General features: G+C 63.3%; 14 protein-coding genes. 11 read left to right on the top strand and 3 right to left on the bottom strand.

Annotated elements, in window-relative coordinates; all coding sequences use genetic code 11:
• Window positions 1–164: 164 nt before the first annotated feature.
• From bamA to FAX90_RS06945, 6 genes are all read left to right on the top strand, one after another.
• A complete protein-coding gene (bamA, locus tag FAX90_RS06970; RefSeq protein WP_144096554.1) occupies window positions 165–2,822 on the top strand; it encodes an outer membrane protein assembly factor BamA in 2,658 nt (885 codons plus the stop codon).
• On the top strand, window positions 2,822–3,475 hold the full coding sequence (locus FAX90_RS06965; protein WP_144096553.1) for an OmpH family outer membrane protein: 654 nt from the start codon (window positions 2,822–2,824) through the stop codon (window positions 3,473–3,475). The genes bamA and FAX90_RS06965 overlap by 1 nt, the downstream gene beginning before the upstream one ends.
• A gap of 11 nt (window positions 3,476–3,486) precedes the next feature.
• Window positions 3,487–3,930, top strand: a complete 444-nt coding sequence (fabZ, locus tag FAX90_RS06960) for a 3-hydroxyacyl-ACP dehydratase FabZ (protein WP_144096552.1) — start codon at window positions 3,487–3,489, stop codon at window positions 3,928–3,930.
• A 124-nt stretch (window positions 3,931–4,054) separates the two neighbouring features.
• Entirely contained in the window at window positions 4,055–4,279 is a 225-nt protein-coding gene (gene rpmE, locus FAX90_RS06955; protein ID WP_144096551.1) for a 50S ribosomal protein L31, read from the top strand.
• A gap of 199 nt (window positions 4,280–4,478) precedes the next feature.
• Window positions 4,479–5,426 carry a DUF808 domain-containing protein gene (locus FAX90_RS06950; protein WP_144096550.1) on the top strand — a complete coding sequence of 316 codons (948 nt, stop codon included), beginning with the start codon at window positions 4,479–4,481 and terminating at the stop codon, window positions 5,424–5,426.
• Between the two features lie 151 nt (window positions 5,427–5,577).
• Window positions 5,578–6,210 carry a TetR/AcrR family transcriptional regulator gene (locus FAX90_RS06945; protein WP_144096549.1) on the top strand — a complete coding sequence of 211 codons (633 nt, stop codon included), beginning with the start codon at window positions 5,578–5,580 and terminating at the stop codon, window positions 6,208–6,210.
• On the opposite strand, the gene FAX90_RS06940 is transcribed toward FAX90_RS06945, so the two are convergent.
• Window positions 6,207–7,016, bottom strand: coding sequence for a sugar phosphate isomerase/epimerase family protein (locus FAX90_RS06940; RefSeq protein ID WP_240704763.1), 810 nt, complete (start codon window positions 7,014–7,016; stop codon window positions 6,207–6,209). The two genes, FAX90_RS06945 and FAX90_RS06940, sit on opposite strands and share 4 nt — an antisense overlap.
• Before the next feature lie 170 nt (window positions 7,017–7,186).
• Here FAX90_RS06940 and FAX90_RS06935 point away from each other — a divergent pair, with 170 nt between their 5' ends.
• Genes FAX90_RS06935 through FAX90_RS06925 form a run of 3 tightly spaced genes read left to right on the top strand, consistent with a single transcriptional unit; the run spans window position 7,187 to window position 9,917 of the window.
• On the top strand, window positions 7,187–8,404 hold the full coding sequence (locus tag FAX90_RS06935; protein WP_144096547.1) for a CaiB/BaiF CoA transferase family protein: 1,218 nt from the start codon (window positions 7,187–7,189) through the stop codon (window positions 8,402–8,404).
• A complete protein-coding gene (locus tag FAX90_RS06930; RefSeq protein ID WP_144096896.1) occupies window positions 8,404–8,769 on the top strand; it encodes a Zn-ribbon domain-containing OB-fold protein in 366 nt (121 codons plus the stop codon). Before FAX90_RS06935 ends, FAX90_RS06930 begins: the two co-directional genes overlap by 1 nt.
• Window positions 8,766–9,917 (top strand): thiolase, encoded by a 1,152-nt coding sequence (locus FAX90_RS06925; protein ID WP_144096546.1) that lies wholly within the window; start codon window positions 8,766–8,768, stop codon window positions 9,915–9,917. Before FAX90_RS06930 ends, FAX90_RS06925 begins: the two co-directional genes overlap by 4 nt.
• 28 nt (window positions 9,918–9,945) lie before the next feature.
• Here the strand turns inward: FAX90_RS06925 and FAX90_RS06920 are convergent, their stop codons facing one another.
• The gene (locus FAX90_RS06920) at window positions 9,946–10,410 is read right to left on the bottom strand and encodes a VOC family protein (RefSeq protein WP_144096545.1); all 465 of its coding nucleotides are present in this window, start codon (window positions 10,408–10,410) and stop codon (window positions 9,946–9,948) included.
• Between the two features lie 26 nt (window positions 10,411–10,436).
• Here FAX90_RS06920 and FAX90_RS06915 point away from each other — a divergent pair, with 26 nt between their 5' ends.
• Window positions 10,437–11,207 carry an enoyl-CoA hydratase-related protein gene (locus FAX90_RS06915; protein WP_144096544.1) on the top strand — a complete coding sequence of 257 codons (771 nt, stop codon included), beginning with the start codon at window positions 10,437–10,439 and terminating at the stop codon, window positions 11,205–11,207.
• 8 nt (window positions 11,208–11,215) lie between these two features.
• Here FAX90_RS06915 and FAX90_RS06910 read toward each other — a convergent pair whose 3' ends face one another.
• On the bottom strand, window positions 11,216–11,848 hold the full coding sequence (locus FAX90_RS06910; RefSeq protein ID WP_144096543.1) for a TetR/AcrR family transcriptional regulator: 633 nt from the start codon (window positions 11,846–11,848) through the stop codon (window positions 11,216–11,218).
• A gap of 213 nt (window positions 11,849–12,061) precedes the next feature.
• Between FAX90_RS06910 and FAX90_RS06905 the strand changes: the two genes are divergently transcribed.
• The gene (locus FAX90_RS06905; RefSeq protein ID WP_144096542.1) at window positions 12,062–13,288 is read left to right on the top strand and encodes an aromatic ring-hydroxylating oxygenase subunit alpha; all 1,227 of its coding nucleotides are present in this window, start codon (window positions 12,062–12,064) and stop codon (window positions 13,286–13,288) included.
• Window positions 13,289–13,314 lie beyond the last annotated feature (26 nt).

The following is a 13,314-nucleotide window of genomic DNA, read 5'->3' as shown; positions in this document are numbered from 1 at the left end:
CGGCGGTGAATCGCGGAAAAGGACACGGCTGCGGCTTGATAGTGCCGCTCCCATCGGGCACAGGGCTGCGACGCGTCTGGCCGGTTAAGGACCGGCTTGGCGGGGGACGTATCCGGGCTGTTCGTAAGGAACGGGCAGGCCCATTTTGGACGGAAGGTTTCTTGATGGCCGCAAAGGCAGTTGGATCGCCGCGTTTCTCGGCATACCGCGCCGGCTTGTTCACCGTGCTGCTGTCGGGAACGGCCCTTGCGCCGACGCCCCTGCTGGCACAGGAAGCGCAGCCCGTCGCGGTGGAGCCGGAGGCCGAAACGGCCGCGCCCGCAGTTCCCGACCAGACCATCGTGCGCCAGATCGCGGTCGCAGGGGCACAACGCCTCGAGCCGCAGACGATCCTGTCCTACATCAAGATGCGCCCCGGCGACGTCTATACCAATGCCGCCGCCGACGCGGCGCTGAAGGACCTCTACGCGACCGAGCTGTTCTCGGACGTGAAGATCCGCGAAGAAGCGGGCAACGTCGTCATTCAGGTGGTCGAGAACCCGATCATCAACCGCATCATCCTTGAAGGCAACAAGCGCCTCAAGAACGACAAGATCCTGCCCGAGATCAAGCTGGCCCCGCGCCAGATCTATACCCGTTCGAAGGTGCGCGCCGACGTCAACCGCATCATCGAACTCTACAAGCGTCAGGGCCGCTTTGCCGCCACGGTCGAGCCGAAGGCCGTCACGCTGGACCAGAACCGCGTCGACATCGTCTTCGAGATCAAGGAAGGCCCGAAGTCCAAGGTCCGCCAGATCAACATCATCGGGAACGACAAGTTCTCCGACGGTAAGTTGCGCGGCGAGATGCTGACCAAGCAGACCGGCTTCCTGTCGTTCCTCAAGGGCGGCACCAGCTACGATCCCGACAAGCTGGCCTTCGACCAGCAGAAGCTTCGCCAGTTCTACCTGACCGAAGGTTACGTCGATTTCCGTGTCGTGTCCGCCGTTGCCGAGCTTACGCCCGACAAGAAGGACTTCATCATCACGTACGTGGTGGAAGAAGGGGATCGCTACAAGTTCGGCGACGTCACCGTCGACAGCGAGATCCGCGACTTCGATTCCGATCGCCTGACCAGCAACCTGCCGATGAAGGCCGGCGACTGGTACAACGCCCAGACGGTGGAAGACACCATCGAAGGCCTGTCGGAAACGATCGGTGCCTTCGGTTATGCCTTCGCTCAGGTGGAGCCGGACTATAACCGCAACAAGGACGAGCGGACGATGGACGTCGTCTTCCGCATCGGCAACGCCCCGCGCGTCTACGTCGAATCGATCGACGTCAACGGCAACACGCTGACGCAGGACAAGGTCGTGCGCCGCGAATTCCGCCTGACCGAAGGGGACGCGTTCAACTCGCTGCAGGTCCGCCGTTCGACCGCGCGCATCAAGTCGCTGGGGTATTTCCAGGAAAACTTCGAGATCGAGCAGCAGCCGGGCAGCGCGCCCGACCGCATCAAGCTGGTCGCCAACGTCGAAGAACGGCCCACGGGCGAACTGCAGCTCTCGGCCGGTTTCTCCAGCCTTGAAAGCTTCATCCTCCAGGGCTCGATCCAGCAGCGCAACTTCCGCGGCCGCGGCCAGACGGTCGGCCTGTCGCTGAACTACTCGCGCTATTCCAAGTCGGCTCAGGTCAGCTTCACCGAACCTTACATGTTCAACTCGAACATCTCGTTCGGCGCGGACATCTATCGCCGCGATTACAACAGCTTCAACTACTTCAACAACGACCGTAACAACACGTACGAGAACAGCACCACGGGCTTCTCGCTGCGTGCCGGTACGCCGCTCAGCGAGTACATGACGCTGATCGGTCGCTATACCCTGAACCTCGAAGATGTGACGCTGGGCGACCGTTATTTCCGCGATCTCGACGGTGACGGCGTGGCAGAGTGCGATCCGCTCATCGCGGGCCGCTACTTGTGCGACGCACTGGGCAAGCGCACCAGCTCGATCCTGGGCACCAGCCTGATCTACGACACGCTCAACAACCGCATCCGCCCCAGCAAGGGTGAGCGCGTCGTGGCCAACGTCGATTATGCGGGCCTTGGCGGCAACGTGAACTATGCCCGTGCGCGTATTAACGGCGCCAAGTACTTCTCGATCCTGAACAATTTCGTGTTCTCGCTGCAGGCCGAAGGCGGCTACATCAAGTCGCTCAAGGACCGGAACCTTGCCGGAACCGACGACGTGCGTCTGACCGACCGTTTCTTCCTGGGCGAACCGGACCTGCGCGGTTTCGACATTCGCGGCATCGGCCCGCGCGTCGTGCGCAAGCGCTTGCTGCCCGATGACAACGGCAACTTCACCATCGTCGACGAGGATCGCGACAACTGGGTCGACGACGCGCTTGGCGGCCGCATGTATTACAAGGGCCGTGCAGAGCTGGAAATCCCGCTCGGTTCGGGCGCGCGCGAGCTGGGCCTTCGCCCCTCGATCTTCGCCGACATCGGCGCGGTCTGGGGTCTGAAGAACCCGAATACCACAACCATCTCCTCCCCGCTCTACCTCCAGTCGGTGGACGCGAACGGCGATCCGCTGCCGGCGCCGGTCTATACCAACGATCCGGTCGCCCCTGACGGTGAGACCAGCAACACCCTGTTCATCTCTCCTTTCACAGAAGAGTACCTTGGTGACACGCCCAAACCGCGTGTTTCCGTCGGTATCGGTGTCAGCTGGAATTCGCCCTTCGGGCCGCTGCGCCTCGACTTCTCGCGGGTCCTCCTGAAGGAAGAAGGGGACGACCCGAAGACATTCAGCTTCAACGTAGGAACGCAATTCTGATGAAGACCTCGCACAAGATCATCGCCGCCGCGCTTGCCGCTGCCGCACCCGTCGCCCTTCCGGCTGCCGCTTCGGCCCAGACGGTCCCCGGCCTCGCGGTTGCCAATCCCGACGCCATCGTCGTGAACTCGGCCGCCTACAAGCTTTCCGAGCAGCAGCGCCCGACGACCTACAAGGCCCAGATCGACGCCGCCGAACAGCGCCGCGCACAGATTCAGGCACAGCTGGAGCCGATGCTCCAGAAGTATCAGACCGACAGCCAGGCAGCCTCGCCCAACCAGGCATCGCTGCAGCAGCAGGCACAGCAGATCCAGCGCATCCAGCAGTCGGGCGAAGCGGAACTGAACCGCCTGCTTCAGCCGGTCGCCATGTCGCGCGCCTATGTCCTCGAACAGATCAGCGAAAAGCTGCCCGACGCGATGGAAGCGGCCAAGAAGAGCCGCAAGATCACGCTGGTCCTCAATCCCGCCGCTGTCGTTTCTGCCGATCAGGCCTACAACCTCAACCAGGCTGTCCTGACCGAACTCGACCGCATGCTGCCGCAGGCCCAGCTGGTCCCGCCGGCTGACTGGAAGCCGGCCGCACAGCGCCAGGCAGAAGCCGCACAGGCCGCTGCCGCGCAGGGCAACGCCGCCGCCGCCGGCGGCCGCTGAGGAGCATTTCGATGAGCGAGACGGGTTTCGAACTCGAAAAGGTTCTTGAACTCCTGCCGCATCGCTATCCGATGCTGCTGGTGGACCGGGTCGTATCGCTCGACCCGGAGCACGAGATCCACGCGGTCAAGGCCGTCTCGTTCAACGAGGATTTCTTCCAGGGCCACTTCCCGGGCCGTCCGATCATGCCGGGCGTGCTTCAGGTAGAGGCTTTGGCACAGGCTGCCGGCTTGCTGGCCATCAAGGCGCTGGGCCTCGAAGGGTCGGGCAAGCTGGTCTACTTCCTCGCCATCGACAATGCGAAGTTCCGTGCGCCCGTCACCCCGGGCCACCTGCTCGACCTCAAGGTCAGCTTCGTTCACAAGCGGGCGCGCATCTGCAAGTTCGCCGGCACCGCATCGATCGACGGCAACGTCACGTGCGAGTGCGAATTCACGGCGATGATCGAGAAGTAACTTCGCGAGGGGCCTGCGATGGCCGCTTTGCTTGCTTTTGAATCGATTCGCGGTTAAGCGCGCCGCTTTCCAACAGACACACCGTGCCGCCGGTCGGAACCGGCGCATCGACGGAGATTGAGTGATGAAGGCCGATACCCACCCCGACTACCACATGATCAAGGTGCAGATGACCGACGGCACCGTGTTCGAAACGCGCTCCACCTGGGGCAGCGAAGGCGACACGCTGACGCTCGAAATCGACCCGACCAGCCACCCGGCATGGACCGGCGGCAACCGCGTGGTGAACGAAGGCGGCCGCGTCGCCCGCTTCAACCAGCGTTTCGGCGGCCTCACGCTCAAGAAGTAATCGCTTCCCGCAAGGGAAGATGCCCCCACGCCGGGGCGAAAGACATAAGGGCGGTCCTGCGGGGCCGCCCTTTGCCTATGTGGGCACCGCGTATATCGCCCCTGCCGCCCTTTGCCTTTTCGCGGGTGCAGGCTAACACCGGGAACCGGGGCCGGGTCGAACCGTCTGCCCCGCAGAACTTGGTTCGAAAGGATTACCCTTGCCCTCAGGTCTGGTCGCGCTTCTCGACGACATTTCCCTTATCGCCAGAACTGCCGCGTCCAGCATGGACGACGTGGGTGTCGCCGCGTCCCGGGCAGGGTCGAAAGCGGCAGGCGTCGTGATCGACGATGCCGCCGTCACGCCCAGCTATGTCACCGGCATAACGCCCGACCGCGAATTGCCGATCATCTGGAAGATCACCAAGGGATCGCTGCGCAACAAGCTGCTGATCCTGCTGCCCGCAGCTCTGCTGTTGAGTGAATTCCTGCCCGTCGCGATCACGCCGATCCTGATGCTGGGCGGGCTGTTTCTCTGCTACGAAGGGGCCGAAAAGGTCATCGAGAAGCTGGGCGGGGCTAAGCACGGCGAGACGCTCGAAGACGACCCGTCAGACATGGCGGAGTTCGAGAAGAAGCGTACTTCGGGCGCGATCAGGACCGACCTGATCCTCTCGGCCGAAATCATGGCCATCACCCTGAACGAGATCGCCGACGTCTCGCTTTGGCAGCGTGCGGTCATCCTGGCCATCATCGGCGTGGCCTTCACGTTCGTCGTTTACGGCGCGGTTGGCCTGATCGTGAAGATGGACGATATCGGCCTGCATCTTGCGAAGAAATCGTCGCAGTTTGCGCAGAAGGTCGGCCGTTTCCTGCTGGCCGCAATGCCCAAGCTGCTCGTCTTTCTCTCCTTCATTGGCACGATCGCGATGCTTTGGGTCGGTGGCGGCATCGTCCTGCACGGCACGCACGATCTGGGCTTCGATCTGTTCTACGACCTGGTGCACGGGATGGAACATCACGTCGAAATGGCGACCGGCGGCCTTAGCGGCGTTCTCGGTTGGCTGACTTTCGCGGCGGCCTCTGCGGTGCTTGGCCTGATCCTTGGCGCGATCATCGCCTTCGTGCTGCACAACGTTCTCAAGCTCAACGGCAAGGGTGGGCACTGACGCCGCAGGTTGTCTCGAATGGTGGCAAATTCACGCAGCGGATTGACGCAGGCCATCAAAAAAACAATCATGACTGATTACCTGGCGTAGGAGAGCCGCCGGACATGCAAAGCGCCCATTTGCAACGGCGCAATGACTTCGGGAGCCTCAAGTGGCAACAAAGACAATAAAGGCCGCAGGCGAAGAGCAAGCACCCACGCGCCAGTCGATCAAGAGCGCGCAGACACGCGGCCGGTTGATCGAGGCGACGATCCAGTGCCTTGTCAAAGTCGGTTACGCACGCACTACCACGCCGCTCGTCGCGGCAGAGGCGGGGCTGTCTCGCGGCGCGATGCTGCATCACTTCGAAAACAGCGCGACGCTGATCCGGGCCACGATCGTCGAACTGCACGAGCGCCGCCTACGCGCGTTCCGCCGATCCTCTCAGGCTGGCGATCACGAACCGGCGACGATGGTCTATGCCTATTGGAAACAGGTGCAGAAGCCCGCGTTCCTGGCCTTTCAGGAACTGGCAATGGCGGCGCGCACCGATGACAACCTGGCCGAGATCATGCGCCCGCTTCAGACCGAATATCGCGAACGGTTCATGAGCGAGGCGATTGCGCTCTATCCCGAATGGCATTCCGCACCGGAGGAATTCGCCAAGGCCATCGCCCTGTCACAGACCCTGATGGAGGGCATGGCGACCAGCCTTTCGACCGGTTCGCTGCAACAGGACATGGTGCCGCACCTGCTCAAGATGCTGGAGGCCAAGATCCTCGAGATGAGGCCCAAGCCGGCCTAGCCGGGGTCGAGCACGGACCGCACCGCTTCGACGGCGGCGCGTACCCGCTCGCTTGCCGGGATGCCCTGCTTCAGTTCGGCCTTTCGGGGCACTTCGACTTCTATCACGGTGCCGTCCTGCAAGGCGGTTGCCAGTTCGCGCAGCGGAAATTCGCCGCGTCCCGGCATTTCGCGGGTGCCGACAGCCTCACGCCACCAATCGGCGCGGTCGAGTTCCATCGGTCCATCGCAGAACTGCGCATAGCCGATGATATCGGCCTGCGCCGCGACCGCGTCCACTGTCCCGCCGTTGCGGAACAGGTGCAATGCGTCGCAGACGAGCTGCCCATTCGCACGGCCCGCGCCGCGAACGATCCGCGCCGCGCTTTCGATGTCGTTTACGGCCGAGAACGCGTTGAATTCCAGCCCGGCGGTAATCCCGTGGTCGGAGGCCATGTCGCAAAAGGTGGCAAAGCGCGCCATCGCCTCATCCTCGTCCGCCACGTCATGGATATGTGCCGTCGCCCGCGTCGCGCCAAGTGCCGCGCCCGTGTCGAGCGCGGAAGCGAAGCCCGCCACATCGTTACTCCCATCGAGCGGGAATACCTCGAGGTTGCAGACCGTGACGCCCGCTGCCGTGATGACTTTACGCAAGTCCGCGACGTCGGCAGGCACCACCATGGGAAACGCCCCGCGCGCGGCCTCGGGGACATAAGTAAACAGGCAGACGTGGGTGCAGGCATTGTCCCGGGCCAGCTCGATCAACTGAGCGGGCGTAGCGTCGAGCGCGGTCAGGTGGTGCAGCGAAAGCGGGAAACGGTCGCTCACTTGGCGGCTCCTCTCGATAATGCCATTCTGCTTCGCCAGCCCATGGACTGACGCGGTGCGGCTTTGCCGTCGGGCTACCATGAAAAGACAATCATGTATGTCTTTTTTTGAAATGTGATGTGCGCTAGACCCTGTCGCAGACAAACGATGTCGATACGTGGAGAAGACCTGTGAGCGGACGCGGCAAGGGGCCATTGGCCGGCGTGAAAGTGCTGGACCTGACAAGCGTGCTGATGGGGCCCTATGCCACGCAGATTTTCGCCGATCTGGGCGCCGATGTCATCAAGGTCGAAAGCCCGCAGGGCGATACCACGCGCTTCATCCCGCCGGGCCCGGACCATTCGCGCGGGGCGATGTTCCTCAACGTCAATCGCGGCAAGCGGTCGATCGTGCTGGACCTGAAAAAGCGGGAAGGGCGCGACACGTTGTTGCGGCTGGCGGGGCAGGCGGATGTGTTCATCCATTCCATGCGGGCCAGCGCCATCGGGCGGCTGGGCCTCGATTACGCGGCCCTCCGCGGGGCGAACGAGCGGATCATATATGCCAATCTCTACGGCTTTTCGCGCGAAGGGCCCTACCGCGATTACCCTGCCTATGACGATATCGTGCAGGCCGCATCCGGCATCGTCGACCTGCAGGCCAAGCTTTCGAGCGGGGTGCCGACTTATACGGCGACCGTCATCGCGGACAAGGTCGCGGGCCTGACGGGGGCTTACTCGGTCATGGCCGCGCTCTATGCGCGTGAAAAGACCGGGCGCGGACAGGAGATCGAGGTTCCGATGTTCGAGACGCTGGTCTCTTTCGCGATGGTCGAACACTTGTGCGGCTCGCTCTTCGTGCCGCCGCAGGGACCGCCCGAATATCCGCGCGCGGTTTCCGAGGCGCGCCGCCCCTATCGCACTTCGGACGGCTATATCGGGGTCATGATCTACAACGACCGGCACTGGCAGAATTTCTTTGCTGAGCTTGGCCATCCCGACTGGTCGAAGGATCCGATCTACGCCTCCATGCGGACGCGTACGCAGAACATCGGCAAAGTGCTGGCGCAAGTGGCCAGGGTGCTGGAAACGCGCACGACAGAGGAATGGGTCGAACTGTTCCGCCGCGCGCATATCCCTGCGACCGCGATTGCCAGCCTTGAAGACCTGCTGGTCGACCCGCACCTTGAACAGACAGGCTTTTGGGACGAGCGTGAGACCGATATGGGCACGATCCGCTTTCCCGGTATTCCGACCAGCTTTTCCGACACGCCCGGCGCGATCGGCGACCCCGGACCCGAACTGGGCGGCGACGGCGAGGCGGTCCTGCGCGATGCGGGTTTCAGCGAGAGCGAGATCGAGGGCCTGCTTTCGACCGGAGCGCTGGCAAAGGCGGGTGTCGCCGCGTGATGGGGCCGGAGGCGCATTGGCGTGAGGCGCTGGCCGAAGGACGCCTGCTGCTGCAACGCACGGCAGAGGGCAATGCGATCTTCCCGCCGCGCGTGGCCGCGCCGGGCACGGGAGAGGGCGAGCTGGAGTGGTTCGAGGCTTCGGGCAGGGGCACGATCTATTCGCTGACATGGGTGCAGCGCAGGCCGCCGCAGGAGCCCTACAACGTCGTCATCGTCGAACTTGACGAAGGCGCCCGCCTGATGAGCCGGGTCGAGGGCGTGACGCCCGAAACGCTTTCCATCGGACAGGATGTCACGGCTTTCGTTGACACGAGCGGGGAAGATCCGATCCTGCTGTTCCGGCCTGTGGGGGACGCAGCATGAGCGACGTCTTCCCGCGCGGGCGGACCGCGATTGCTGGACTTGCGACATATGGCGTCGGCGAGGCGCCGGGCCATAGCTCGATGGAACTGACGGCCAAGGCGGGCCTGATGGCGCTGGACGATGCCGGTATGACGCTGGCCGATGTCGATGCGCTTTACGTCTGTCAGCCGACGGATTTCTTCGCAGGCCTGTCTTTTGCCGAATATCTCGGCATCAGGCCGCGTTACACCGACAACAACCGAACGGGCGGGTCGGCCTTCATGAGCCACATCGCCAGCGCCGCGCTGGCGCTGGAAGCCGGGTACATCGACTGCGCCCTTATCGCCTACGGTTCGAACCAGCGGACAAGCGGCGGGAAGCTGGCGACGAAAATTACGAACAATCAGTGGGACGAGCCTTACAAGCCGCTCTTCCCGCTGTCGTCCTATGCCCTTGCGGCAGCACGTCACATGCACGTGTTTGGCACCACGCGCGAGGAGATGGCCTCGGTCGCGCTCGCGGCGCGGGCCTGGGCGCAGACCAATCCGGAGGCTTTCGCCCGCGGCCCCCTGACGATGGAGGATTGCCTTTCGGCCCGCATGATCAGCACGCCGCTTTCGAAAGCGGACTGCTGCCTCGTGACCGACGGTGCCGCGGCGATCGTGATGACGCGAATGGACCGCGCGAAAGACTGCGCGAAAGTGCCGGTCCCCGTGCTGGGCTCTGCGGCGGCGACGTGGTGGAACTCGGTCGCGCAGGCGCCGAACCTGACGATGACCGGCGCACGCGAATCGGGAGAGCGCGCGATGGCGATGGCCGGCGTCACCCCGGCAGACATCGACACGGCCCAGCTTTACGACGCCTTCACGATCAACACGATCCTGTTCCTCGAAGACCTGGGATTTTGCGCCAAGGGCGAGGGCGGTCCGTTCGTGGCATCCGGCGCAATCGCGCCCGGCGGCAGCCTGCCGGTCAACACCAATGGCGGCGGGTTGTCCTGTTGCCACCCCGGCATGTACGGCCTGTTCGCGATCATCGAAGCCGCACGCCAGATTCGCGGAGAGGCGGCGAACCAGCTCGATGACGTGAATATCGCGCTGGCGCACGGGAATGGCGGCACCCTGTCCAGCCAGGCGACCGTGATCCTGGGCAGCATGGCGACTTTGTGAGGTCGGGGGTGTGACCGGTCTTCGCGCTTCAACCCGCCGCGGCGATCCATTCCTCGATCATCGGGCGGATCGGTTCTCCGACCAGTTCGAGAACCGGTCCTTCGTCCTTCGACAGATAGGCCATCTGGCCATAGCGATGCTTGGGCGAGGCCCCGGCCATGACGAGGGTCCAGCCATCGGCCAGAAGCGCCTCGACCTCGTCACCGACGTTCGCCACCCAGGCGCCGACATGATCGGTCGAAACCGCCCTCAACACCTCGTAAGGACCGGGAGCCAGCATCTCGATCAGTTCGGTATGGATCGGCCCTGCACGCGAATAAGTGACGGCAATATGCGCCTCGCCCCAACCGTCATCGGGCAGCCAGACGCGGATCGGATCGAACTTGCGCACCGGCGCGAAATTCATGCCCAGATCGCGTTCGAGAGCGACGATGGACGCGGCAATGTCGGTCACGATCCTGCCGTGGTGGTGCAGGTTGGCAATGCTTTTCAACGTTCGATCTCCGGGAGAATGGCGTCATGACAGTTCTGGTCACGCAAACGGTCGGCAAAGTGTGCGTGCTGCGGATCGACAGGCCGAAGGCCTCCAATTCGCTCGACGCCGCCACGTCGGCCGCGCTCGACGCGGCGATAACCGAGGCCGAGGCGGACGACGCTATCGGCGCGATGATCATCACCGGCACGGGCGACCGCGCCTTTTGCGCGGGGATGGACCTGAAGGAAGCGGCCGAACACGGTGCCGGGCATGGCCTGATCCCCGGCAGGGGCTTTGGCGGCATCACCGAACGCACGCGAAAGAAACCGCTGATCGCCGCGATCAACGGGACCGCGGTTGCGGGCGGGTTCGAAATCATGCTGGCCTGCGACATGGTGTTTGCCGCCGATCACGCGCTGATGGGATTGAGCGAGGTGAAGCGCGGGCTTTTCGCATTTGCCGGCGGTATTCAGCGGCTGGCCCGGCAGGTTCCGCGCGCCACGGCGCTGGCCATGATCATGACCGGCGAACTGTTTCCCGCGCGCCGTCTTTACGATCTGGGCATCGTGACCGAAGTCGTGCCGGGAAGCGAACTGATGGATCGGACGTTGGCGGTGACGGGTGGCATGCTGGAAAACAGCTGGGAGGCGATCCGCAACGGGCGCGAGCTTTACGAGCTTTCCACCGGCATCCCGCTGGAACAGGCGCTGGCATTCGGCAACGCGTGGGGCAAGGCGACGCTGGACAGCGCGGACAGCCGCGAGGGGGTTACGGCCTATGCCGAAAAGCGCGGTGCCGCCTTCGACGAGGGCTGAGCCGCGCGTCACAGCGTCTTTCTGAGGCCGCCGAGGCCCATTGTCAGCGCATGATCGCAAAGGCGGCGAGTGGTGAGGCCGCTCGACGGCTTGACCCAATTGTGGAGCGAATTGAGAAAGCCCAGAAGGCACAGCGCGCAGACCTTGGGTTCGAGATCGTCGCGCAAGTCGCCTTCGGCCTGCCCGCGCGCGATCAGTCTCTCCACGCTCTTGCGATAGCCGCGTTCGGCAAGGTCGAACTCGCGGGCCTGCCCGGGCGTCAGGTGGACGTGCGCCTCGATAAAACCGGCGGTGAAGACGCGTTCGGTGCAGATGTATTTCGCATGGGCTGCGGCGACCTGTTCAAGGCATTCGATGGCCCGCCCCTCCCGCCGTGCGATATCGGTCAGGCGCAGGACGCCGCGCGCGTGCGCTTCTCTCAGGACGTGGACGAGCAAGTCGCTCTTGCCGCTGATGTAGTGGTAGAGGCTGCCTTTCAGCATCCCGACGCGTTCTGCGATCTCGCGCAGCGAAGTCGCCTCGTAGCCCTTTTGCGCGAAGAGTTCCGCGGACACGGCAACGACTTGCGCCCAGCGTTCGTCACGGTCCTTGCGCTGCCCGGTATTGCCCGGTGCATTTTCGTCGAGGACAGTCGTATTCATCGATCCTCTCTCAACCGCCCCAACCAAACGCACGTTTGGCAAGATTCTGCACTTAGCAGGGGTCAAGCATCACGCTTGTTGACGTTCTAGACCTGGAAGGAGTAGTTTCGCAACCATCGTGCGTGACGAATCAAAAACAGTCATGTATGTTTTTATTAGAACATCGGAGCGCTATCCCCATCGCGCTCGCACGATGCATGGGAGAGAACATCGATGCTCGATCTGGTGACCAACCAAAAACCGGAAAACGACTTCGCGCGGATGGACTACGAACGGGACCGCAAAGGCCCGCCCGAGGGATTCCCGAACCTGCCCGACATTCCGGGCAGCCGTTATACCGACGCGGAATTCCTGCGGCTCGAAAAGGAAATGATGTGGGACAAGGCCTGGCTCTATGCCGGCCATGTCGACCAGCTTCCCGAAAAGGGCTCGTGGTTCCTGTGGCGCAATTCGGGCGTGCCGATCATCGTCGTGCGCACGCTGCAGGACGAATACAAGGCGTTCTACAACACCTGCCAGCACCGCGGCGCCCCGTTGGTCACCGAAGACAGCGGCAAGGACCGCGGCTTCGTCTGCGGCTATCACGGGTGGAGCTACACGCTTGATGGCAAGCTGACGGCGGTGCGCGACAAGCGCGATTTCGTGGACCTCGATTTCTCGTGCCGCAGCCTCGTGCAGGTACGCTGCGAACTGCTCGGCTCCATGATCTTCGTGAACAAGGACGAAGATGCAGAGCCGCTGATGGAACACATCGGCCCAATGGCCGAGCAGCTGGAACAGTTCGAGCTCGACAAGCTGCGCCTCGTCGACAGCCGCGAATACGAGGTGGATTGCAACGTCAAGGTCCTGCTCGACGCGTTTCTGGAGGTCTATCACCTCAAATCGATCCACATCGACACGGTGGACCGGTTCCTTGATCACCGGGCGATGATCGTCACGCTCTGGCCCAAGGGGCACAGCCGCATGGCAACGCCCAACCGCCGCCCCGACTGGGTCGATCCGGGAACGGTCGGCATGCCCGAAATCCCCTCGATCACCGAGTTTCCGGCCAAGAACAACGTCAGCTACCAGATCTATCCGAACTTCGTGATGCCGCCTGCACCGACGGGCATCCCGATTCTTCAATTCTGGCCGCTCGGCCCGCGCCGGTCGCGTGTCGTGTCGAGCTGGCTTGCGCCCGACCACGATCCGGAAAATCCGCACCCGCTCTGGCCCACGCGCCTCAGCAACTGGGAGCGTATTCTTTACGAGGACCTGCAGTACGCGCCGCAGATCCAGGCCTCGCTGGAAAGCCCCGGCTTCAGGGGGATGCCGCTAAACTACCAGGAACGCCGCATCTACCACTGGCACGAGGAACTGGACCGCCGGATTGGCTTGAACCGGGTGCCCGAACATGCCCGGGTCGAACAGGTTCTGGGCGACTGGGTTCAGAAGGACTGATCGGCCGCAAGAGCCGGCAGGACACT

The organism is Croceicoccus sediminis, assembly GCF_007570835.1.
GTDB lineage: Bacteria > Pseudomonadota > Alphaproteobacteria > Sphingomonadales > Sphingomonadaceae > Croceicoccus > Croceicoccus sediminis.
Note: the sequence above shows the minus strand (reverse complement) of the source record. Positions and strands in the feature narration are given on the sequence as shown.